A 22,538-nucleotide genomic window follows, 5' to 3' on the forward strand; every position below is an offset into this window, starting at 1 on the left:
TGCTAATTTTCAAATTTTTCAATTTGCTAATTACCTAATTGTGTAGCATATTTTTAGGGTCTAACACTTCATCTAATTTCTCTTTAGAGAGCAATCCGTGTTCTAATACCAAATCATAAACTGATTTACCTGTTTGTAAGGCTTCTTTGGCAATTTTGGTACTGTTCTTATAACCGATATGAGGGTTGAGAGCTGTTACAATACCAATGCTGTTTTTCACCATATTGAGGCACACCTCGCGGTTGGCAGTGATGCCTTCCACGCATTTAGTGCGCAAAGTATCGATAGCGCGTTCTAAGAATACGATTGATTCTATAATGCTTTGGCACAATACAGGCTCCATTACATTCAATTGTAACTGACCAGCCTCAGCAGCAAAAGTAACAGTAAGGTCGTTGCCTATCACCTTGTAGCACACTTGGTTCACTACTTCGGGGATTACAGGGTTTACTTTTCCTGGCATAATAGACGAACCTGGTTGCATAGCAGGAAGATTGATTTCGTTGAGTCCTGCACGAGGTCCTGAAGAGAGCAAACGCAAGTCGTTGCAAATTTTAGAGAGTTTCACCGCCATACGTTTCAATGCCGATGAGTAAATCACGTAAGAACCAGTATCAGGAGTAGCTTCTACGAGGTTAGCAGCGGTTACAAAAGCATCGCCAGTAAGTTTGGCTAAGTTCTCAGCACATAGTTTGGCATAGCCTTTAGGAGCGTTGAGCCCTGTACCGATAGCCGTTCCTCCCATATTGATTTCCAAGAAAAGGTTGGCATTGCTTTGCAAACGAGCGATTTCCTCTTCTAAGTTGGCTGCAAAAGCCTCAAACTCTTGACCAAGGGTCATAGGTACTGCATCTTGTAATTGGGTGCGACCCATTTTAATTACATCGGCAAACTCTTGTCCTTTTTTGCGGAAAGCCTCGATGAGCAATTGCAATTTTTTAATGAGCGATTTATTCATCATAATCACCGCTAATTTCACGGTGGTAGGATAAGCATCGTTAGTAGATTGCGATTGGTTCACGTGGTCGTTAGGTGAGCAGTGCGAATAATCACCTTTTTCATAGCCCATAAGCTCCAAGGCACGGTTAGCAATCACTTCATTGGCATTCATATTCACCGAAGTACCTGCTCCCCCTTGAATCATATCCACCAAAAACTGACTGTCAAATTTCCCAGCAATCACTTCTTTACAAGCCTCACTAATAGGTTTGAGGAGTGTATCGGGCAATAATCCCAAAGCGTGATTAGTTTGAGCAGCAGCGAGTTTCACATAGCCGATAGCTTTTACAAAAGCAGGATAGTCACCCATTTTAGTGCCAGTAATGCGGAAGTTCTCGATAGCGCGCTGAGTTTGCACACCATAATAAGCATCGGCGGGCACTTGCAAATCACCGATAAGGTCTGATTCTGTTCTAAATTTTGTCATAATTATTTATTATTAGTCGTTAGAAATTAGGAAATAGGAATTAGAAAAAATCGCGGTAAAATTACGAAAGATTTCTGATATAAAAAAGAAAAAGAAGTATAAACTTTTGGTAATAAAAATCTATTGCCACACACTTAAATTAGGATATTAAACTATTTTTTATTACATTTGCCCCGATGATAGGTTTCAGGGGTCAGGTTTCAGGTGTCAGCCTCGTCTGACGCGTCAGGAATCTGACTTGTCTGACACGTCCGCCTCGTCCGATAAATCACAAACAATATTAAACATTATTTTTTAACCCCTCTTAACCAGATTGCCCCTCTCTCCTTGCGAGAGAGGGAACGCGAGAGAGGATAATACAAATATTATATGAAAAAACTAATTTTTTCGGCACTCGTTGCCACAGCATTATGTGTTTCCTCTTGCGGGAAAGACGACGACAACGGCGGAGGTAACACTTCGCTCAATGGGGATTGGTATCTTTACAGCATTTATAATGACCCCGATGGTAATGGAAAAAGCTGGGCAATTTCTGACAATTGCGCTAAAAAAACTTATTTTTCAATTTCGGATAAAAAAATAAAGCACGAATGGTATTACCAAGAAGGTTCTGAGTGCAAATACACTCCAGTGTATTACGATTATACGGCTACTAATGGCGTTTTTGATGTCACGGTTGCCAATGATTCTCCTAATGGAAACAAAGGGGGAACAGCCTCTGTAAAATACGAAATAAAGGACAAGGAACTTATCCTTCGCTTTAAAAATAATCGACAACAGGAAGAAATAAATGTTCTCCACAAAAAAGGGGTAGACTATAGTTATCTCGATCCTTTTGTAGGACATTGGAAAATGACTAAAGCTACCGTAGGGCAAACGGAGCGCCTTGTAAAAGAAGGTGAATGCTTGAATGGAGAGGTAGTAGCTAGTTCTTTAGGGTTTTCATTCTATTATAAAGTTCCTAACCAAAGCGGGCAATGCCAAGGGACTGTAGAAACTTTCAAATGGGTAAAAGAAGGCAATAAATATTACGATATTACCAATCCTCAAAAGAAAGAGGAGTTGGCGCTTGTCTTTTCAGAGAATAACACCAAGCTTTCCTACAGCGCGCAAAGCCAAAATGGTTTAGTAACTTTCTACTTTACCAAAGTAAAATAGGTTTCAGGTGTCAGGGGACAGGTTTCAGCCTCGTCAGACGCGTCTGATAATAAACAACATTAAATAATAATTATATGAAAAAAATCATTTTTTCGGCACTCGTTGCCACAACATTATTCGTTTCCTCTTGTGGGAAAGACGACGACAACGGCGGAGGTAGCACTTCGCTCAATGGGGATTGGTATGGATATGTTCTTTACGCCGATGAAAATAATAAAGGAATGCGATGGAGTATTCCTAATACTTGCTCTGAGCAAAGCTATTGGTCAATAGCTGATAAAAAAATAAAGCTGGAATCGTATTTGTTAGATAATAACAATAACTGCCAATATAACCCTATTTATTATGATTATACCTCCTCCAACGGTACTTTTCATATGACCATTTCCAACGATTCTCCAACTGGAAAAAAAGGGAATACCTCTTCTGTTAAATACGAGATGAAAGATAAAGAACTCATCTTGCGTTATTATGATGGGATAAATGATATAATAACTGTCCGCCACAAAAAAGGTGTAGATTACAGCCACCTCGACCCACTTACAGGTCGTTGGCTAATGACCAAATACGTAGTGAGGCAACAAGAATTTATTGTAAAGAACGGCGAATGCTTATACGGCGAAATAGTAGCCCACTCTTTGGGAGCTACCCTATACCTTAATTATCCAGAAAATGGGCAATGTAATAAAACAATAAACAGCTACAAATGGGTAAAAGAAGGGGGTAAGTACTACAACGTAAGCGACCCTGCGGAAAAGGAGTTGTGGGATATCAATTTCTCCAACAACAACCACTATATGACTTTTGCCGTAGATACCAATAACGGACGTGTAGTAATGCACTTTACCAAAGTAAAATAGGTGTTAGGTTTCAGAGGTCAGGTTTCAGGAATCTGCCTCGTCTGACACGTCCGACTTGTCTAATAAATTGTAAAAACAACATTCACTATTTTTATTTTAAAGTGATAAAAAACTATTTTTTAGTTATTTTTGTAGTGAAATCCGTGGGAGAATGATTTAAAAAGATAATTCAAAAAATCCCCTTGCAGTAGTAACCGCAAGGGGATTTTTTAATTGTTATCTATTAACTGTTAATTGTTAATTATTAATTGTTAACTGTTAATTGTTATTTTACTCCGTGCATCATCGCTTGAAGTTTCTTGTTGAGGAGTATCATTCCTAAACCGCAGAGGATTACAAATCCTGAAACCGCTGCAAATACTACACTCGCACCGAGTTTTTCTACATAAGAAGCGATCACCCCTCCTATGGAGTTGGCAAAGAAGGCTGCCATCATCCAAACTCCCATCATAAGTCCTGCTAAGCGTGGAGGTGAAAGTTTAGTAACAGTAGAAAGTCCTACAGGCGATAAGCACAACTCACCGATGGTGTGAGTGAGGTAAGTGAGTATCAACCACGCCAAGCTCGCTTTTACAGCAACATCTTTAGGGTCTACCCCTATAGCGCCACCGCGTTCGTACACAGCGCCAAGCATAAAGAAGAACCCTACCCCAAGAAGGATCATCCCTAATCCCATTTTGAAAGGTGTAGTGAGACGTTGTCCCATTTTAGTACCCCAGAAGGTAGCAAATACTGGTGCTAACAACACAATAAACAATGGGTTTACTGATTGGAACCAAGCGGTAGGAATTTCAAAACTACCTACCACACGGTTGATATAACTATCGGTGTAGAGGGTGAGTGATGAACCCGCTTGTTCAAAGCCAGCAAAGAAGAATATCGCAAAGAAGAAGTAGATAAAGATTACTGCAATGCGTTCTTTTTCTTCTTTGGTAAGTGGTTTATGTGCTTCAGCTTCTGAAAGTTCTACTGCTTTTTTGGTTGAGCCTTTAGCTTTCAAACCGAGGTCTCCTAAATATTTCTGTGCAAAGAAAATAAATATCAATTCACCGATGAGCATCCCTATAGCCGCTGCTCCAAAGCCGAATTTGTAACCGAACGACATTGCCACTTCACCTGTATTGGCATCAATAGCGGTTTTGGCAAAGATATTATCGGTGAGGAATCCGGTGATAAGAGGTGCCAAGAAAGCCCCTAAGTTGATACCCATATAGAAAATAGAGAAAGCTGAGTCAAGGCGTTTATCACCTGATTCATAGAGTCCTCCTACTAAGGCTGAAATGTTTGGTTTAAAGAACCCATTACCAATGATGAGCAGGAAGAGCCCTAAATAAAGTCCTGCGTGGCTCGTCCAAGCGAAGAGAGCTGCCTCACCCAAGAACATTATAAATCCTCCTAACAACACCGATTTGCGTTGTCCTAAGAAGTTATCGGCTATCCATCCGCCAATCAGTGGGGTGAAATAGGTAAGACCGGTCGCAAAACCATAAATCAAACTTGCGGTGGAAGGATCGAAAGCCAAACCGCCTTCAAGCCACGTTTTGGTGAGGTATAACATCAAAATACCGCGCATTCCATAGTAACTGAAACGCTCCCACATCCCTGTTAGGAACACCAAATAAAGCCCCTTAGGGTGCTTTTTCTTCTCATTTTCTACGTTTGTATCCATTTATTAATAAATTAAGGTTTGTTTATAAATTTTGTTCAATAAAATTCGTCATTTTTGTGTATAACTGAAAGCGTGTGCTGCCGGTGTTGTCGTAAATTCCGTGGTTCTTATCAGGATAGATGAGCCAATCGAAATCTTTTTGTAAACTCACTAAAGTTTCTATCAGCACCATTGCGTTTTGCACGTGTACATTGTCGTCGGCACTACCGTGAATGAGTAGGTATTTGCCTTTGAGTTTAGCAGCGTGAAACAAGGGTGAATTTTCGTCGTAACCTTTGGCATTCTCTTGAGGGGTACGCATAAAGCGCTCGGTGTAAATAGTGTCGTAAAAACGCCAATTGGTAACAGGGGCTACTGCTATTGCCATTTTAAATATATCGCCTTTTTGAAACAGACAGTTAGACGACATAAAACCGCCAAAACTCCAACCCCATATACCTATTCTGCTCTTGTCGATATAAGGATAATCGCCTACGAGCTGAGCGACATCGGCTTGGTCTTCAACTTCGTATTTGCCGAGTTGTTGATAGGTACATTTCTTAAAATCTGCTCCTTTATAGCCCGTGCCACGACCGTCTACACATAGCACTATATAGCCTTTTTGGGTGAGCATTGCATGCCAAAAGTCGTTCATATCCCACCACTGGTCGGCTACTTCTTGTGAACCTGGTCCTGAGTATTGGTACATCAATAGGGGGTATTGCTTTTTAGGGTCAAAATCCTTAGGTTTGAGCATATAAGCGTTGAAAGTACCTTTGGTAGTTTTCAGTTCCATAAACTCTTTTTCGGGCAAATTGTAGGCTTTGAGTCGCTGAGCGTATTCCGCATTGGTAATGATTTCTTTGAGTTGTTTGCCGCTTTTGGTGTCGTTCAGCGTATAGCGTGGAGGCGTAGAGGCATTGGCAAAAGCGTGGATATACATAGAGAAATCCCCGCTAAAGGTTCCTTTGTTCGTGCCTGCCTCAGTAGAAAGTGCGCGAGGGGCTTTGCCTTTGAGGCTCACCGCATAGAGTCCTCGGCGGGTAGAGCCTATTTGGGTAGATTGGTAGAACAACTGCTGGGTTTTAGGGTCGTAACCATAGCAATCGGTTACTTCCCAGTTGCCACGCGTGAGCTGGCGTACTAATTTCCCTTTGGCATTGCAGTAGTAAAAATGGTTATGCCCGTCTTTTTCCGATTGGTAAATAAAGCTATTATCGGGTAAAAATAGTATATCCTTGTTAATGCTTACATAAGTCGCGCTGGTTTCCTTCACTAAGGAAGTCGTTGCCTTCGTCTGGCTATTCACTTGTAAAAGTTGCCAATCGTTTTGGTGGCGGTTGAGGGTCTGCACTGTGAGTTTATGAGGGTCGTTTGTCCATTGCAAACGTGGGATATAATAAGCGTTGAGCGGTATTTCGGTTACCGATTGGTTAGCCAAAGTATAAATGTGCAAACTCACCGCCGAATTAGCTTCCCCTGCTTTGGGATATTTGAAAGTATAAGGGGTAGGGTAGAGGTCGTAACCGTAGATATCCATTGAAAATTCGGGTACTCTGCGCTCATCCGAACGTATAAACGCTAACTGACTGCCATCGGCATTCCAAGCAAAGAGTTTCACAATCCCAAACTCTTCTTCATACACCCAATCGGCAGTGCCGTTGATAATAGCATTCTTTTGTCCGTCGGTAGTGATTTGGGTTTCTTCGCCAGTAGCAAGGTCGTATAAATACAAGTTGTTTTCGTATACAAAAGCCAATTGTTTGCCGTTGGGTGAAAAAGTGGGGACTTGTATGCGCTTGTCGCTCACTTTTTTAAGGTCGCCAGTGGCGAGGTCGTACAGAAAATAATCGGCTATAAACGAATGGCGGTAGATGTCCTCTTTGCGAGTGGCGATAAGGAGTTTTTTCTCATCGGCTGAAAATTCATAACCTTCAATGCGATTTACTCTATCATTAGCTTGAAACAGGGTTTGTACTTTGGTGAGAGTCGCAAAGTCGTAGAGGTTGATTTCTTGAGCGCGTTTTTCGCGATTGTACTCTAACACAGTGTATTGAGGAGTGTGTTGCAACGCTTTGAGGTTGAACATACGCTCAGGGTAGAAAGTGCCCTTAGTCCAAATCTCTTGAAGCGTTTGGGCAGGCAATAGGTAATAAGTAGCAGGTAATAAGTAACAGATGAGCAGAAGTGCGCAAAAGTACAAAGCCTTGCGCCCATATAAGTTTTTATGTAGTGTATATTTCGTCATTCGTCATTCGTAATTCGTAACTTGTTAAGGTATATTTCGTCATTCGTAACTCGTAACTCGTAACTGATTTGAGCCGTCAATATTAGGAATAATTTTTGAGATAGCAGCAATTTTTTAACATCTTTTTTTAGGGAGAGGTTTTTTTAAGCTGATTTTTAATGGATTACAAGTTTTGGATATATTGATAAAAAGTACTATTTTTGTACCTCAAAACGAGCCGTCTTATCGTGACTGGTTAGACAAATTAATGAACAATGGGAACACTTACAATATATTTGAGTAAAAAGCAAAGTATTTTTCATACAATTGTATTTTTGTTACTTTCAGTAATGCCTTTGATTTTCTATATTATAACATCTTATAGGTCAGAATATTTTTTTGAACGAAAAAATATAGCGATAGGCTTGCTAATGTTTTTCATAGCATTTATATTTTTTAAGGCGTTAAAAGGAGAGTTCTTTTTTCTTCGATTAAAAGACCCTAAAATAACTTTCACTGATGAAGGTATTCTTTTTGATGAATATATTCAGGGAAAGGAAAAGTGGGAAGAGATTGCTCATATTAACTTTGGAAAGAGAGTTATGATGCGAAAGCCTTCTAAAAAATACAGTAGTATGGTGATAGTTTTGAAAAATAAAGCTACGGTTAAGTTTAATAAGTTTTCATCAACGCCTCTTGATAAACATTTTATAGAGATTGATACTGCGTTTTTCAAAGAGAATGTCAATGATGAAATAGAACGCATTATAGAATTTATTAGCACCCATTGCAGTAGGTACGAATGCTATAAAGTACCGCATCAAACAAAGTTTGTTTTCAAGTAAGGTCTCAAGCTATCGTGAGCTTATAACTCGTGCGCCTATTCTCATTTTGGCAATCTCAGTAAAAAATAGTACTTTTGTACCCCTTTTTAAACCTACTTTATAAAATCTAAAATAATGAAATTCAATATAGTTTCCGATTTTGCCCCTACGGGCGACCAACCTCAGGCTATCGACCAGTTAGTAAAAGGCATTGAACGCGACGATAAGTACCAAGTGTTATTAGGCGTTACGGGCTCAGGAAAGACTTTTACTATCGCCAATGTGGTGGAACGCATTCAGCGCCCTACTCTTGTGTTGGCTCATAACAAAACGCTGGCTGCTCAGTTGTATTCGGAGTTTAAAGCTTTCTTCCCCAATAACGCGGTAGAATACTTCGTTTCTTATTATGACTACTATCAGCCAGAAGCCTATATCCCCTCTACGGGTACTTATATAGAAAAAGACCTCTCTATCAACGATGAAATCGAAAAACTGCGCCTTAGTACAACTTCTGCCCTCTTGTCGGGAAGGCGTGATGTGCTGGTTGTCGCATCGGTGTCGTGCTTGTATGGTATCGGTAACCCTGTGGAATTCCAAAAGAATGTGATTACTCTCAAACAAGGCGACGTACTCCCTCGTACCAAGCTGATGCATAGATTGGTGCAAAGTCTCTATGCCCGCACAACTGCCGAATTTAGGCACGGCAACTTCCGCATCAAAGGCGATGTGCTCGATGTCTTCCCTGGCTATGACGACAACGCTTTCCGCATCCACTTCTTTGGCGATGAAATTGAAGAAATAGAACAGTTTGACCCTACTACCAATCACGTGTTAGACCACTACGAGAGCCTCAATATCTACCCCGCTAATATGTTCGTTACCTCCCCCGATATTCTCCAAAAAGCAATATGGAACATCCAGCAGGATTTGATGAAGCAAGTAGAGTTCTTCGAGGCATCAGGCAAACCCTTAGAAGCCAAACGGCTGAAAGAACGCACTGAGTTCGACCTTGAGATGATACGCGAATTGGGCTATTGTTCGGGTATTGAAAACTACTCTCGCTATTTAGACGGTAGAGAACCAGGTACTCGTCCGTTTTGCTTGATTGATTACTTCCCCGATGATTTCTTGATGGTGATTGACGAAAGCCACGTAACCGTCTCACAAGTGCACGCGATGTATGGTGGCGACCGCAGTCGTAAGGAGAATCTCGTGGAATACGGTTTCCGATTGCCTGCTGCGATGGACAATCGTCCGTTGAAGTTCGAGGAGTTTGAAGCCCTACAAAACCAAGTGATTTACGTGAGTGCCACCCCTGCCGACTATGAGCTCCAACAAACACAAGGCGTGTACGTAGAGCAGGTGATACGCCCCACAGGATTGCTTGACCCCGAAATAGAAGTGCGTCCCAGTCAAAATCAGATAGATGATTTGGTAGAAGAAATACAAGTGCGCACCGAGAAAGACGAGCGTATATTGGTAACCACCCTCACTAAGCGAATGGCGGAAGAGCTTACCAAATACCTCACCCGCATTGGCATTAGGTGTCGTTACATTCACAGTGATGTAGATACATTAGAGCGTGTGGAGATTATGCAAGACCTCCGCAAAGGACTCTTTGATGTGCTCATAGGGGTAAACCTCCTCCGTGAGGGCTTAGACCTGCCCGAAGTGTCGCTCGTCGCTATCCTCGATGCCGATAAGGAAGGCTTTTTGCGTTCTACGCGTTCGCTCACTCAAACCGTAGGACGGGCTGCCCGCAACGTAAATGGCAAGGCGATAATGTACGCCGACAAGATTACCGAGAGTATGCAGCGCACCATTGACGACACCAATTACCGCCGTGAAAAGCAAATGAACTACAACAAAGCGCACAACATCACGCCTCAGCCTTTGCACAAGAAAATAGAGAACAGTCTCAGCAAGAGCCCTATAACCGAATTTCACTATGACCCATCGTTCAAAGAACACATAGCTGCGGAAACCCAATCAGTCTATTTATCGGCTAAGGAGTTGGAAAAGAAAATCAAAGAAACCCGCAAGTTGATGGAAACCGCTGCCAAAGACCTCGATTTCGTAAAAGCTGCCCAATACCGCGATGAACTAAAAAGATTGCAGGATTTAGCAAATTAGGGAATTAGCAACTCGCACCTTTGCCAAAGTTGATGACAACCTCTATAAATAAAGATTTTTCTCTCTGATGCTCTCTGAGCCTCTCCAAGATTTTCGGAGATTTTCCTGAATTAAAATGTTAAAAAATTTGCTGATTACGGATTGTTTTGTATATTTGCCCTACTACTGTTGTGTTGATTTTTTTCTAATCAACACAACAGTAGTAATACAATAATAAAAAGATGTTTTTATAAGCTAACAAACATATTGTCGGATCTAAAGTTGTATTTATAACAAAAAAATGAAAAAATATTTTGTAGGGAATTGAAATTTGTGTATTTTTGCCTCGTGAATGTAAAAATTATTTGACAATAAAATTATTAACTTAATAATGAATCATATGAAAAAGCATTTATTTATGATGAGCTTAGTAATAGCTTTTATTAGCTGTAGCAAGAGTGATGAAGATAAGGTTATAAAAGAAGAAAATCCTAAAATAACAAGTGATACTTTTAGTGCTACTATCAAAGATGGGTTTACAGGAGAAAATGGAGAAGAGCTTATCTTGCACAGAAATCTTAAGAATATATTGGTAGGAGATCTTATTCCTTATACACTTACTATTAAAGAAAAAGAAACTTCTCCTAATGAGAAGTATGTATATATATTAGTACCTATCAAAAAGAGTGATAAAAATCATCAAATTTTACAGGTAGATTATGAAATTTATACTGATAATGAAAAAATAAGAAAAGAAGAAACTCCTTATATAAGGATAGATGGAGCTGGGAAGTTTAAATTTTACATTAAACCATTAGTGCCCGGCAGTTTTAAAATACCCTTTAAATTAGTAAAAAGAAAGGTAGTGCAAAAAGAAGAAAAAAAAGAAATGCAAGAAGCAGGAGAAATAACTTTTCCTACAGTTAACTTCAATGCTGTAAAAATAACATTTTTGAGAGATAATATGCGAACATGTTATAAAACGCTTAGGTTTAGTAATTCTCTTTTATGTAATGACTATTATACCTATCGTTTTAAAATGGAAGATGGAGAAAATGAAACTGACATCTATTTATCTCTTCCTCCTTCTGATCTTCTTTATCAAACGTTTACTATAAAGTATAAAGAATATGATAATCAAACATCATCAGATAGTCTAACAGCAGGAAAAGAATACTCGATAAGAGATAAAGTAAATAAACTTTTCTCCATTGCAGATATCACTGTAGTACAAAAGATAAAAGAAAAAGAAGAACTTCGCATAGAATACTATGACATTCCTATTCTTAAAGGAAAAGAAGAAACAAGCTGTCCACTCTGTAAATAAAAACTTATGAAACATTTTCTTACTCTATTTAGTTTACTATGTATAGCACTTATCGCTTGTGATAAGGTCGAAGATAGCCAAAAAGAAACTCCTCAACAGTCTTTTCTAACTTTTAATGCTACTATTAAAGATGGTTTTACAGGGGAGTTTGGAGAGGTAATTGACCCATTTAGAAATCTTAAAAATATTATGGTAGGAGATTATATCCCCTACACTATTACTATTACAGATTCTATTGCAAAAGCAGATAAACAACTCTCTACAAAATATGTAATTACCCCTACAAAAACAAGGGATCGAAATCACCAATCATTACAAGTAGATTATGAAATTTATCTTGAAAATGAAAATGGAGAAAAAATAAAAGTTGTACAACCACGTATAGAATTTGGAAAAACGGGGGTTTATAAGTTTTATATCAAACCATTGGTAGCGGGGTCTTTTCAAATTCCTTTTATTTTGGAGAAGGAACAAGAAGGAAAGAAAATAGGAAAGCAAAGCCTCCCTACTATCAATTTTAATGCTGTAAAAATAACGATAAAACGCTTTGTAAAATCTTGCTTTGCAGGATTTCCTCATAATTGTAGTGATATTTATATAAAGGGATTCCGTTTCTCGGGAATTTATATTTACTATGACTTAGTAGTAGATGATGGTGATAATGAAACAGATATATATTTATCAGCAGGTGGAAAACAAACTCTTAAAATAATGTGTGATAAATACACTTCACCTGAAAAAGATGTAAAAGTAGGAGAAAAGTATACTTTTGAAGACTATGATAAAAATGTATGTCGTTCAATTAGGGTCATTATTGTTCAAAAAATAGATGAACAACAACAAGAATACCGTATAGAATATTATAATGTACCCATTATTGACCCCTTTTGATTTTTTAAATTAATAACTAAAAATTGAATAAACATTATGAAATTATCAAATTTAAAAACTTTAAGTTTCATAGCAGTAGCTATGTGTATGATGTCGTGTGATAACGACGAGAGTTTTTCAGATCAGCTTGCTGGTTTGAAATCTGTAACGTTTCCTGAACAACAAGAGCAAGTAATTACCTCTAAGGAAACGGGTAGGTTAATAGGCAATAAGGTAGAGGTCGTTGAAACCGTTAGGAAGCAACAAACCTTAGACCCTGTTCAGATAGTAGACGCCACAAACCTCGAAACTATCTACCCAGGTAGTGTATTGAATGGAGAAGCCTTTTTGGAAGGAGAGTATACCAATTTAAAAATTAACAATCCAAAAGAAATTACACTCTCTACTACTTTAAAAGGCTCAGGAGCTGTAGTGAAAGCAATAGCTATTCCTACTCCCAGTGATGTAAAAGAAAAAGTAAATACGTTGGTAAGCCAAAAAGCTGAAAAGGTAGACTATAATAATGTAGCATCATATATGTCTTATGTTTCTAATGAAGTAACTACTCAAGAGAGTTTTACAAAAACCTTAGGAATTCACGTAAAAGTAGAAGTACTCAAAGGTTTAGCTAAAGGTAGTTTTGGTTATGAACAGAAAGAACTCAATATTAATACTAAAAAACATATATTGATAAAAGTGCGTCAATTATTTTACAATGTATCTATTGACCCTAAATCGGCTAACGAATGGGGAGATATCCAAATCATAGGTAATTATGAGCCTGTATATATTAGTAGTGTAGATTATGGGCGTGTAGCTACTCTATTAGTTGAAACTGACGAAAGTATTTCAGAAGTTACAAAGAAAATAGAAGCAAGTATCAGTGTGGGGCTTGCTAAAGTAGGATTAACGGCAAGTGCGAGTAGTCTTGAAGAACAGAGGAACTATTTTAAGAAAAGCAATATAGTAATATTACTTGCAGGAGGGCCTCTATCAAGTGCTAAATCAGTAAGAGACTACGATAGCTTTGTAGACTTTTTACTAAAGCCTAATTCGGAAAGTTTAGTAAAAGGAGCTGTACCCATTGGTTATAAAGTACGTTCTTTAAAAGACAATCGCGAAGTAACTGTACGTACTATGTTTACAGAACAACGCTTTAACTATAAATAAGAGTAACTATGAGAAATATCTTATTCATATTATCTGCCTTTTTACTCTTTGCGTGTAAGGAAAAAGATAACGACAATAGTATCCCCTCTTCTGATTATGAATTGAGTGCTGATGGACTTACCTTAATAAAGTGGAAGAATGAGAATACAACGATTCTTGATATGCAAGCTGATCCTGTTCTTAGTAAGGTACAAGTCATAGGAGAAAAAGCTTTCTACATACATAAAAATATAGTAAGTATTACATTCCCTACCAATTTGAGGAGTATAGAAAAAGAAGCTTTTTGGTATGCTAAAATTAGGCATATTTCTATTCCTGCAGGAGTACAAGTAATAAAAGAATTTGCTTTTGGGTCATCATCGCTCACCTCTGTTCAATTCTCAGAAGGGCTTATCTCTATTGACAAAGGTGCTTTCTATGATTGTGAAATTTCCTCTCTCAATTTCCCTGAAAGCTTACAAGCTATTGGCGAAAGTGCTTTTTGGGGTAATAAAGCAATTATTTCGGTTACAATCCCTAAGGGAGTACAGAATATAGCGGAAGAATCCTTTTTTGCTTGTAGTAAATTAACTTCAGCTACTTTCAAAGGAACAAATCCTCCAAAAATTAACTTACCTTTTAATTATATTGACTCAATAACTCGTATTTATGTGCCTAAAGGAAGATTAGAGGTGTATAAAAACGATGAAGGTTTCAAGAAATATGTAAATATCATTTCAGAAGAGGAATAAAAATTCTTCTATAACAATCTTATAAAAATACACTTTGCCAAAGGTAATAGCCCGTGTGGCTCGCACCTTTGGCAAAGTTTTTTGTTAGCTATTAATTGCTAATCACAAATTGTTTTGTATCTTTGCCACGAATAATTAAAAACTAATAATACAATGAAAAATTTTTTATTACTCCTTTCTGTTTTTATCCTCTTTGCTTGTAAAAAGGATAAAGGTAATGATGAAGAAGTTATTACTATTCCTGCTTCTGATTATGAATTGAGTGCTGATGGGCTCACCTTAGTGAAGTGGAAAAACGAGAACACAGCAGTGCTCAATATGCAAGCTGATGCAGTACTTAGAAAAGTAAAAGTCATTGGTAATGCTGCTTTTTATCAACACAAAACCTTAGGAAGTATTACTCTACCTGAGGGACTGACAGATATTGATAACATAGCTTTCTATAAAACTAAACTCAGAAGTATTGTTATTCCTAAAGGGGTACAAGTGATTGGTGTAAACGCTTTTGCTGAAACTTCACTTACTTCTGTTCAGTTTTCAGAGGAGCTTATCACCATTGGTGATGAAGCGTTTTCTGAGTGCCAAATTCCTGTTCTCAACTTTCCTGAAAGTCTGCAAGCTATTGGAAGAAACGCATTTAAGTCTAACAAAGTAATTGCTTCAGTTACAATTCCTAAAAGCGTACAGAATATTGCAAATGCAGCTTTTGTTTCTTGTGAAAAGTTAAGTAGTGTAACTTTTAAAGGACAAAATCCTCCAAGAATATTAATTATTTTTGGCTCAGAGTTCAATTATGTAAAGCAAGTTTATGAACCTATTGTGAAAGGACGTTTTTATGTACCTAAAGGAAGAGCAGAGGTGTATAAAAAAGCAGAAGGGTTCAAACCATATATCAATATTATTTCAGAAGAGGAATAAAAAATTCTTCTATAACAATCTTATAAAAATACACTTTGCCAAAGGTGATAGCCCGTGCGGCTCGCACCTTTGGCAAAGTTTTTTGTTAGCTATTAATTGTTAATTATCAATTGTTTTGTATCTTTGCCCTTGCAAATGATGTTTTTAAAACAAATATCCGTCGTCAATTACAAGAACATACCCTCACAAACGTATGCCTTTAGCCCTACTATCAACTGTTTTGTAGGCGATAATGGCGTAGGAAAAACCAATCTCCTCGATGCTATTTATCACTTAGGAATGGCAAAGAGCTACTTCACCACAAGTGCCGTACAGAATGTACGCCACGGTGAGGAATTCTACCTCATTGAGGGACAGTTTCAGCGCGAAACACGCGAAGAACAGATTGTCTGTAGCCTCAAAAAAGGACAAAAAAAAGTGATGAAACACAACGGTAAAGCCTACGAACGCCTTGCCGACCATATAGGTAAATATCCTATGGTGATCATCTCCCCCTCCGATCGCGACTTGATAGTAGAAGGCAGTGAAACCCGCCGTAAGTTTTTAGATAGTGTCATTTCGCAAACCGATAGAGCTTACTTAGAACTGCTCTTGCGTTACAACCGCATCCTCTTGCAACGCAATACCCTGCTAAAGCAAATGGCTGAAAACGGAGTATTTTCTGTAGAAACTCTCAGTATTTATGATGAGCAATTAGCCCCCTTAGGGCAGCACCTCTACGAAAAACGACGCGCCTTTATGGAAGAGTTTTTACCTGTTTTTAGTGAGCAATACGCCTATATATCAGGAGGAAAAGAACGTGTGAATTTGCAGTATGAAAGTCAGTTACACCAAAGCGATTTAGCAACGCTACTTCGCGAAAATACCGAGCGTGATCGCAGTGCACAATACACCACAACCGGTATTCATAAAGACGATTTGCTCTTTGAAATTGAAGGTTTCCCAATGAAAAAATACGGTAGCCAAGGGCAACAGAAGTCGTTTTTGATAGCCCTAAAGCTATCGCAATTTGAAGTTTTACAACAAGAATTAGGGATTACCCCCATAGTACTTTTAGACGATATATTCGATAAACTCGATGATACTCGCGTAACCCAATTAGTGCAGTTAGTAACTCAAAAACATTTCGGACAGCTGTTCATCACCGATACTCACTCACAACGCACTGAAGCAGTCGTAAAAAGCACTGGTTTAGCCTACGAGATGATTCAAGTAACCTAAAAGTAGGGGCGTTTTGCAAACGCCCTCTAAAAACAAACTTAATATAAGAAATATCACAATTATTAATTATAAAAATATGTGCTTATTAGTTTATCCTAAAAACGAAATGCAAACAGCCGAATTGACCTCTTTATTTGAAAAAATGGGGGTAGAATTTGAGTATGAACAACCTTTTTTATCTGATTCCTTTAAAAAAGAATTGGATAAAAGAGTTATCGAAATAAAAGAAAATCCCGCTATTGGAATCCCTTTTGAAGAAGTAAAAAAGAAAATAATGCAGAAGTATGTCATTTAGTTTGATTTTTCATCCTCGAGCAGAGAAAGAATTGAATGATGTTATAGATTTCTATAATGTTTTTAGAGAAGACTTAGGGCTCGAAGCTTATAATGAAATAGTTGATTATATAGAAACATTAAAGGATTTTCCCTTCGTAGCTTCTAAAAGATATGGAGAAGTTCGTATTTTCTTTACTAAAAAATTTCATTTTGGCATTCATTATATTGCTTTAGAAGAATTTTCGGAAGTGATTATTATAGCAATCGTTAATGCTAAACAAGAAATAAAAGCACAGCAAATATTTAATAGAATTTCTGATATGGAAAAGTAAAAAAATAATCTTATCACAATTGTTAATTATAAATCGTTAATTGTTAATTGAATATGAAACCCAATAACAAGAAAACCTCTACTGCTGCCGTTGCAGCACAACCCCAAAACACCCCTATCAAATGGTTAGCAACCTTCTTGCTCATCGCCTATGGCTATGTAACGGTAATCACCCCTAACTGGATGGCGTTCGATTCTAACGCTACCAAATTCTACACCTTTGCAATCCTTAACTTAGTAGTGGTTGCTCTCGTGTTTTTTATCAAAGAATTTAGAGAACGCACTCAGGTGCTCTTTGGCTTCTTTACCAATAAAATAGGGATTGCCTATAGCCTCATAATGGTAATGGCATTGCTCTCTTTTTCCAAGGCTATCAATACTGAAGAAGCTATCCTCCACTTCTTCAAAATATTCACCGCTTTCTCTGCCGCGTGGATGGTCTCTGCTTTGGTAATTTACTACAAAGAAGGAATTGTTGTCTTAGCTTTAGCAATGACGATTCTGCTTTGCTACGACTTCTTAGTGGCGATGGACGGTATTAAAGGGGTCATCAAAGGCACTGCTACCGATTTGGCTATCAAAGGTTCATATTCTAATAAAAACATCTTAGCTTCAGCTATATTCATCAAGATACCTTTTGCAGTATGGCTGTTCTACTTCCGCCGAGAAAACTATTTGCGTCTCATTGGAGCTGTCGGACTTACTTTAGGTACTTTGGCGGTCTTCTTTATGAGTACCCGTACCTTCTATTTGGCTACAATCCTCACTGTGGTGATTTTTGTGATCTATGGTGCAATCGATTTTTTCATCCTCAAACGTCGTGAAACAGGAGTAAAAGTGCTGATACACGTAGGATTGGTAGTTATTGCTTTCGGTATTTTCTCATTTGTACAGAATTATTTATACCCTCAAGAAGTACGACAAAGCACTAGTTTCGGTGCCCGTTTGGCTGAGGTGGCGAACCAAGAAAACCAAAGTAACAACTTGCGTAAAACCGCTTGGGTAATCACTGCTACTGATATGATTCCTAACGACCCTCTACTCGGTGTGGGTATTGGTAACTGGAAAGTGCGCTTCTTGCAGTATGAAAACTCTTATAGTCCGCATTATATCTATATGTATAAAAACCACAACGACTTCTTAGAGCTCACTGCCGAAGTGGGTATTTTAGGAGGTTTGGCGTTTGTGGCTATTTTCCTCTTAGCGGCTTTCTACTTCTTCAAAGGCACTTATAAAAATAAAAATTCTGAACAGGAACAGTGGTTTTTCTTGCCGCTCTTTGGGCTTTTTGCCTATTCGTTCGATGCCTTTTTCAACTTCCCTCAGGATCGCCCTGAAATCCAAGCACTCTTTGGTATCTACGTAGGGATAGCAGTAGGTTTAGCTGTATTGTACTTTGGGAAAAACAGCAAAGAACGCAAACTTCCTACACTTGCTATTGGCTTTATAGGTGCTATAGCTGTAGTGGCAATGGTATTAGGAGTGATTGTTGAAAGAATGTACTTCGATTCCTCTAAAATACAACGAATGGTAAAAGAAGAACAACAAGGGGTACGCTCTCCTAAATCTCCTGCCGATTACCTCATACGTAACTATCCTCGTATCCCTAATCTCACCGCTGTTGCCGAACCTGTAGATGTGGAAAAAGCGCGCTACCTCATCGATGAACAAAAGTTTGATGAAGCTCGCAAAATCCTTTCTTCTATTCACTATCATCCTTACGATGCTCGCCCTGAGTATTTTATGGCAGTATCCTACTTTATGGAACCCGAAAAGAAATTAGATAGTATCTACAAATACGCTCACAAAGCCCGAATGATCAAACCTAATTTCTACGGTAGTTTGAACTTAGAAACTTTTGCACTCAACAATCTGGGTAAAGAACAAGAATCTATCAAATTGCTCAAACAGTTTTTGAGTTTAGAAAAAGATAGCATACAAAAAGAAGAACCTAAGTGGAAAAAACGTTTGAAAAGCATCTTCCACGTCGATGTTGATAGAGATGCTCGCTTGGCCAATCGCGGTGAAGTACAAGCTTGGAACTCTTTGGCATACCTATTGGAGAAAAATAACCAAATTCCCGAAGCACGCGCCGTGTTAGATACTGCTTTTGTGTATTTGCCTACCAATCAGGAAATCATCAACAATCGCAACAAAATTATTTCGCGTATGCAAGTAGAGCAATTTGCTCCCCTCTACAGCGAGGCAATGCAGCTTTATTTGCAACAACGATATGCCGAGGCTATCCCTGTCTTTACTAAATTCTTAGAAAAAGTACCCGCTCATATCGACGGACTTAAATACCGCGCTATTAGCTACTACAACACCCAGCAGTATCAACGCGCTATCAACGATATTGCCCAAATGGAACAACTCGGCATCGCTATAGACCCTGTGTTGAATAACTATCGCGCCTCTTGTTATTATATGTTGGGTGATAGAAACAATGCCAAAGTCTTTTTCCAAAAAGCTGCCGCCGAAGGCAATGCCGATGCTCAAAAGAATTTAAACACCCTTACCTTTTAAACACGTATAATGACTATCGATAACACTTATACTAAGCAAATTATCGGTGAAAAGGAACTCCAAGTGATGCTCCACCGCCTCGCTTGTGAACTGATTGAAAACCACAACAATTTTTCCGATACAGTTTTCATCGGTATACAACCCCGCGGCACTCACTTAGCCCAGCGCTTGGTGAGTCTGCTCGCCGAGGAATATAACCTACCCAATATTCCATTGGGGCTCTTGGATATCACTTTCTTCCGCGACGATTTTCGCCGTACGGGCAAACCCTTAGAGGCTAACTCTACCGCTATCGATTTCATCGTGGAAAACAAACGTGTGGTATTCATCGACGATGTGCTCTATACCGGCAGAAGTATCCGCGCGGCACTCAGTGCCGTACAAAGCTTTGGTCGCCCCTCACAAATAGAGCTCTTAGTGCTTATCGACAGACGCTTTAGCCGTCAACTGCCTATCCAGCCCGATTACAGCGGCAAGCAGGTTGATGCTATCAACAACGAACGTGTAATCGTGAATTGGAACGACAATTCCGTTCAGGTAATTAATAAGTAAAACTTTTTTAACAAAGATGAAAAATATATTTATCACCGCTGCTTTATTGCTCACAGCCGCTACTTATGCACAAGTAACTATCAACCAAGAGAGCAATATCGCCGATGCTATGGAGTACAAAAAAGAAGTAGCCCGCAGCGAAAGTGCTTTCCAAGTGCAAATCTACAACGGTAACATCACCGAGGCAAACAAAGCCTTACTCGATGCTAAAAATAAATACAAACAATATCCTGCCTTGCTCACTTTCGAGTCTCCTAATTACAAAGTGCGCATCGGTAGCTTCCGAACACGCTTAGAAGCCGAAAAAAACTTGATAGAGATTAAAAAATCCTATCCTGCTGCTTTCGTGGTTGGCTTAAAATAATCTCTAATAGGGGAACGCTATGTTCAAGAAAAACAGCCTTCGCTTCCAGATATTCCTCAGTATGACCCTCCTCGTGCTGGTGTCTTTTGCTATCTTAGCCTTAGTGATGGTCAGCCAATACAAAAAACAAGCGTTGGAATATCACGACGAACGTCTTGTCGACAAGGAAAACCAAATAAAAATGCAAATACAATATGTGTTTTCGCAAACAACTTTCCCTGTCGAAACTCCTTATATTCCCCTTATTTTCCGTGAAGATATTTATAGCATTGCCAACATCCAAAACCTGAATTTTGCCCTCTATGACCTCGATGGAGTGTTGCTCAAAAGCTCTAAAGCCTCTCTCTCTCCCGATCAAGATGCGTTTTTCATTCCACCTGCAGTACTACATCAGCTCTCAGCAACCCTCAACAAACGCTTGGTAGAACACCACGAGTTTGCAGGGCGCGGCTATCAAACTTCCTATAGTTATATCACCGATTTGCAGTTCAAGCCTATCGCTATTCTCAATATTCCTTATTTTGAGAACGATACTTTCAACGAGCGTGCTTTAGAAGGATCACTCTACAATTTGGCAATTGTCTATTTCTCACTCTTGGTGGTAGCCCTCACGGTAGCTTACTTTATCTCTAAGTACATCACCAAATCGCTTAAAACCATTGAAAACCGATTAGAGAAAACGCGCTTGCTATCGCAGAATGAAAAAATCCTCCTCAAATCAGCACCTGCTGAAATTACTGAATTGGTAAATGCGTATAACGGAATGATTGACGAGATTGAGAATAGTAAAGCGCTCTTGGCACAATCGGAACGTGAACAAGCGTGGCGCGATATGGCAAAACAGGTAGCGCACGAAATCAAAAACCCGCTTACTCCTATGCGTCTTTCGGTACAGAGTTATCAGCGCAAAGCGAGCCGCGAATCTCAAACTACTGAACAAACCAACGAGTTTTGCGAATCACTCATCCAGCAAATTGATATCCTCAGCAATATCTCTACGGCTTTCTCAGCTCTTACGAATATGCCGGCTAAAAACGACGAAGAGTTTGATTTTGTGTCTGTTGTCAAGCGTACTTTGGATATTTTCAACACCGATGAAATTCACTTCACACACTCTCACGATGAGATTATCGCTGTGTTCGATAAAGATCAATTAGGGCGCGTGGTAACCAATCTCGTGAAAAATGCTCTCCAAGCTACCGAAAATGAACCTTTCCCCGCAATAGAAGTAACGCTTACTAAAAGTGAGAAAGGTATTACTCTCACCGTAAAAGATAACGGTATAGGTATCGCCGATGCCGATAAAGAAAAAATATTTGAACCCAAATTCACTACCAAAACCAGCGGTAGTGGCTTAGGATTGGCAATGGTAAAGAATATCGTGCTCTCGTACAATGGTAGCATTTCCTTTACCTCCCAAGTAGGCAAAGGCAGCGAATTTGTTGTAACATTGGTACATTTTTTGAATAAGTAACGTATTAAACATTATATTTTTATGAAAAAACACATCTTTACACTAGGAGCTGCTGTGCTTTTGCTCGCCTCCTGTCAAAACAATCCTTCACAAACTGCTAACACTGTAGCAAGTGAAACTGCTACTATGATGGAGAATACTGCTGAAAAAGTAGAAGAAATGGTAACTCCTCAATTGTTAGCTACTTATGTAGGTACGCTTCCAGCTGCCGATTGCGGCGGAATGGCTACTGTTATCCATCTCTATGCCGATGACACCTATGTAAAACAAGAAAACTGTGCAAGCAAAAACTTTGAATCTAAAGAAGAAGGTAAAGTAGAACGCACTGATAAAGGTTTTACACTCGTTTCTAAAGCTGATAATCACAAATCTTTCTATATTACCAAAGGCGATAATATCGTACAAGTAGGTGAAGATGGTAAAGAACCTAAAATGGTAAAAGAATATACTCTTACCAAACAAATGTAAAACAAAATTACACTAAAACAAAGGCTATGCGATACTTTGCATAGCCTTTTTCGTG

Annotated in this window: 20 protein-coding genes; 17 read left to right on the forward strand and 3 right to left on the reverse strand. The window is 38.8% G+C overall.

Annotated elements, in window-relative coordinates; translation table 11 throughout:
* Window positions 1-34: 34 nt before the first annotated feature.
* Entirely contained in the window at window positions 35-1,426 is a 1,392-nt protein-coding gene (gene aspA / locus I7X29_RS04935; RefSeq protein WP_198473084.1) for an aspartate ammonia-lyase, read from the reverse strand.
* A gap of 369 nt (window positions 1,427-1,795) precedes the next feature.
* Between aspA and I7X29_RS04940 the strand changes: the two genes are divergently transcribed.
* Together I7X29_RS04940 and I7X29_RS04945 are read left to right on the forward strand one after the other, a co-directional pair.
* Window positions 1,796-2,584 carry a lipocalin-like domain-containing protein gene (locus tag I7X29_RS04940; RefSeq protein WP_198473086.1) on the forward strand — a complete coding sequence of 263 codons (789 nt, stop codon included), beginning with the start codon at window positions 1,796-1,798 and terminating at the stop codon, window positions 2,582-2,584.
* Window positions 2,585-2,658: 74 nt separating this feature from the next.
* Window positions 2,659-3,444: a lipocalin family protein gene (locus tag I7X29_RS04945; RefSeq protein ID WP_198473088.1), complete on the forward strand. Its 786-nt coding sequence runs from the start codon at window positions 2,659-2,661 to the stop codon at window positions 3,442-3,444.
* 265 nt (window positions 3,445-3,709) lie between these two features.
* Here I7X29_RS04945 and I7X29_RS04950 read toward each other — a convergent pair whose 3' ends face one another.
* Complete coding sequence (locus tag I7X29_RS04950) at window positions 3,710-5,113, reverse strand: peptide MFS transporter (RefSeq protein ID WP_088593010.1); 1,404 nt, start codon at window positions 5,111-5,113, stop codon at window positions 3,710-3,712.
* 22 nt (window positions 5,114-5,135) lie between these two features.
* Window positions 5,136-7,340, reverse strand: a complete 2,205-nt coding sequence (locus I7X29_RS04955; protein ID WP_198473090.1) for a S9 family peptidase — start codon at window positions 7,338-7,340, stop codon at window positions 5,136-5,138.
* 254 nt (window positions 7,341-7,594) lie between these two features.
* Between I7X29_RS04955 and I7X29_RS04960 the strand changes: the two genes are divergently transcribed.
* The 15 genes from I7X29_RS04960 to I7X29_RS05030 all read left to right on the forward strand — a co-directional run bounded on the left by I7X29_RS04960 (window position 7,595) and on the right by I7X29_RS05030 (window position 22,483).
* On the forward strand, window positions 7,595-8,164 hold the full coding sequence (locus tag I7X29_RS04960) for a hypothetical protein (protein ID WP_198473092.1): 570 nt from the start codon (window positions 7,595-7,597) through the stop codon (window positions 8,162-8,164).
* A 114-nt stretch (window positions 8,165-8,278) separates the two neighbouring features.
* Entirely contained in the window at window positions 8,279-10,276 is a 1,998-nt protein-coding gene (uvrB, locus tag I7X29_RS04965; protein WP_198473094.1) for an excinuclease ABC subunit UvrB, read from the forward strand.
* Window positions 10,277-10,673: 397 nt separating this feature from the next.
* The gene (locus I7X29_RS04970; protein WP_225883665.1) at window positions 10,674-11,582 is read left to right on the forward strand and encodes a hypothetical protein; all 909 of its coding nucleotides are present in this window, start codon (window positions 10,674-10,676) and stop codon (window positions 11,580-11,582) included.
* A 6-nt stretch (window positions 11,583-11,588) separates the two neighbouring features.
* Complete coding sequence (locus I7X29_RS04975) at window positions 11,589-12,473, forward strand: hypothetical protein (protein ID WP_198473096.1); 885 nt, start codon at window positions 11,589-11,591, stop codon at window positions 12,471-12,473.
* A 36-nt stretch (window positions 12,474-12,509) separates the two neighbouring features.
* A complete protein-coding gene (locus tag I7X29_RS04980; RefSeq protein ID WP_198473098.1) occupies window positions 12,510-13,622 on the forward strand; it encodes a thiol-activated cytolysin family protein in 1,113 nt (370 codons plus the stop codon).
* A gap of 8 nt (window positions 13,623-13,630) precedes the next feature.
* A complete protein-coding gene (locus I7X29_RS04985) occupies window positions 13,631-14,353 on the forward strand; it encodes a leucine-rich repeat domain-containing protein (RefSeq protein WP_198473100.1) in 723 nt (240 codons plus the stop codon).
* 153 nt (window positions 14,354-14,506) lie between these two features.
* A complete protein-coding gene (locus I7X29_RS04990; protein ID WP_198473102.1) occupies window positions 14,507-15,271 on the forward strand; it encodes a leucine-rich repeat domain-containing protein in 765 nt (254 codons plus the stop codon).
* Window positions 15,272-15,409: 138 nt separating this feature from the next.
* Entirely contained in the window at window positions 15,410-16,492 is a 1,083-nt protein-coding gene (gene recF / locus I7X29_RS04995; RefSeq protein WP_198465916.1) for a DNA replication/repair protein RecF, read from the forward strand.
* A gap of 76 nt (window positions 16,493-16,568) precedes the next feature.
* Complete coding sequence (locus tag I7X29_RS05000) at window positions 16,569-16,787, forward strand: hypothetical protein (RefSeq protein ID WP_198473104.1); 219 nt, start codon at window positions 16,569-16,571, stop codon at window positions 16,785-16,787.
* A complete protein-coding gene (locus tag I7X29_RS05005) occupies window positions 16,777-17,100 on the forward strand; it encodes a type II toxin-antitoxin system RelE/ParE family toxin (protein ID WP_198473106.1) in 324 nt (107 codons plus the stop codon). The genes I7X29_RS05000 and I7X29_RS05005 overlap by 11 nt, the downstream gene beginning before the upstream one ends.
* Before the next feature lie 53 nt (window positions 17,101-17,153).
* Window positions 17,154-19,625 carry an O-antigen ligase family protein gene (locus I7X29_RS05010; RefSeq protein ID WP_198473108.1) on the forward strand — a complete coding sequence of 824 codons (2,472 nt, stop codon included), beginning with the start codon at window positions 17,154-17,156 and terminating at the stop codon, window positions 19,623-19,625.
* Between the two features lie 9 nt (window positions 19,626-19,634).
* Window positions 19,635-20,177: a bifunctional pyr operon transcriptional regulator/uracil phosphoribosyltransferase PyrR gene (pyrR, locus tag I7X29_RS05015; protein WP_198473110.1), complete on the forward strand. Its 543-nt coding sequence runs from the start codon at window positions 19,635-19,637 to the stop codon at window positions 20,175-20,177.
* A 16-nt stretch (window positions 20,178-20,193) separates the two neighbouring features.
* The gene (locus tag I7X29_RS05020; protein ID WP_009412727.1) at window positions 20,194-20,541 is read left to right on the forward strand and encodes an SPOR domain-containing protein; all 348 of its coding nucleotides are present in this window, start codon (window positions 20,194-20,196) and stop codon (window positions 20,539-20,541) included.
* Between the two features lie 19 nt (window positions 20,542-20,560).
* A complete protein-coding gene (locus tag I7X29_RS05025) occupies window positions 20,561-22,015 on the forward strand; it encodes a sensor histidine kinase (protein WP_198465718.1) in 1,455 nt (484 codons plus the stop codon).
* Window positions 22,016-22,036: 21 nt separating this feature from the next.
* On the forward strand, window positions 22,037-22,483 hold the full coding sequence (locus I7X29_RS05030; RefSeq protein WP_088592999.1) for a copper resistance protein NlpE N-terminal domain-containing protein: 447 nt from the start codon (window positions 22,037-22,039) through the stop codon (window positions 22,481-22,483).
* Window positions 22,484-22,538 lie beyond the last annotated feature (55 nt).

This window comes from Capnocytophaga periodontitidis, assembly GCF_016126015.1.
Taxonomy (GTDB): Bacteria; Bacteroidota; Bacteroidia; order Flavobacteriales; family Flavobacteriaceae; genus Capnocytophaga; species Capnocytophaga periodontitidis.

Excerpts from the sequence above, each read along its gene's own strand:
- aspA (WP_198473084.1), bottom strand. The coding sequence starts at position 1,426 with ATGACAAAATTTAGAACAGAATCAGACCTTATCGGTGATTTGCAAGTG.
- I7X29_RS04940 (WP_198473086.1), top strand. The coding sequence starts at position 1,796 with ATGAAAAAACTAATTTTTTCGGCACTCGTTGCCACAGCATTATGTGTT.
- I7X29_RS04945 (WP_198473088.1), top strand. The coding sequence starts at position 2,659 with ATGAAAAAAATCATTTTTTCGGCACTCGTTGCCACAACATTATTCGTT.
- I7X29_RS04950 (WP_088593010.1), bottom strand. The coding sequence starts at position 5,113 with ATGGATACAAACGTAGAAAATGAGAAGAAAAAGCACCCTAAGGGGCTT.
- I7X29_RS04955 (WP_198473090.1), bottom strand. The coding sequence starts at position 7,340 with ATGACGAAATATACACTACATAAAAACTTATATGGGCGCAAGGCTTTG.
- I7X29_RS04960 (WP_198473092.1), top strand. The coding sequence starts at position 7,595 with ATGGGAACACTTACAATATATTTGAGTAAAAAGCAAAGTATTTTTCAT.
- uvrB (WP_198473094.1), top strand. The coding sequence starts at position 8,279 with ATGAAATTCAATATAGTTTCCGATTTTGCCCCTACGGGCGACCAACCT.
- I7X29_RS04970 (WP_225883665.1), top strand. The coding sequence starts at position 10,674 with ATGATGAGCTTAGTAATAGCTTTTATTAGCTGTAGCAAGAGTGATGAA.
- I7X29_RS04975 (WP_198473096.1), top strand. The coding sequence starts at position 11,589 with ATGAAACATTTTCTTACTCTATTTAGTTTACTATGTATAGCACTTATC.
- I7X29_RS04980 (WP_198473098.1), top strand. The coding sequence starts at position 12,510 with ATGAAATTATCAAATTTAAAAACTTTAAGTTTCATAGCAGTAGCTATG.
- I7X29_RS04985 (WP_198473100.1), top strand. The coding sequence starts at position 13,631 with ATGAGAAATATCTTATTCATATTATCTGCCTTTTTACTCTTTGCGTGT.
- I7X29_RS04990 (WP_198473102.1), top strand. The coding sequence starts at position 14,507 with ATGAAAAATTTTTTATTACTCCTTTCTGTTTTTATCCTCTTTGCTTGT.
- recF (WP_198465916.1), top strand. The coding sequence starts at position 15,410 with ATGTTTTTAAAACAAATATCCGTCGTCAATTACAAGAACATACCCTCA.
- I7X29_RS05000 (WP_198473104.1), top strand. The coding sequence starts at position 16,569 with ATGTGCTTATTAGTTTATCCTAAAAACGAAATGCAAACAGCCGAATTG.
- I7X29_RS05005 (WP_198473106.1), top strand. The coding sequence starts at position 16,777 with ATGTCATTTAGTTTGATTTTTCATCCTCGAGCAGAGAAAGAATTGAAT.
- I7X29_RS05010 (WP_198473108.1), top strand. The coding sequence starts at position 17,154 with ATGAAACCCAATAACAAGAAAACCTCTACTGCTGCCGTTGCAGCACAA.
- pyrR (WP_198473110.1), top strand. The coding sequence starts at position 19,635 with ATGACTATCGATAACACTTATACTAAGCAAATTATCGGTGAAAAGGAA.
- I7X29_RS05020 (WP_009412727.1), top strand. The coding sequence starts at position 20,194 with ATGAAAAATATATTTATCACCGCTGCTTTATTGCTCACAGCCGCTACT.
- I7X29_RS05025 (WP_198465718.1), top strand. The coding sequence starts at position 20,561 with ATGTTCAAGAAAAACAGCCTTCGCTTCCAGATATTCCTCAGTATGACC.
- I7X29_RS05030 (WP_088592999.1), top strand. The coding sequence starts at position 22,037 with ATGAAAAAACACATCTTTACACTAGGAGCTGCTGTGCTTTTGCTCGCC.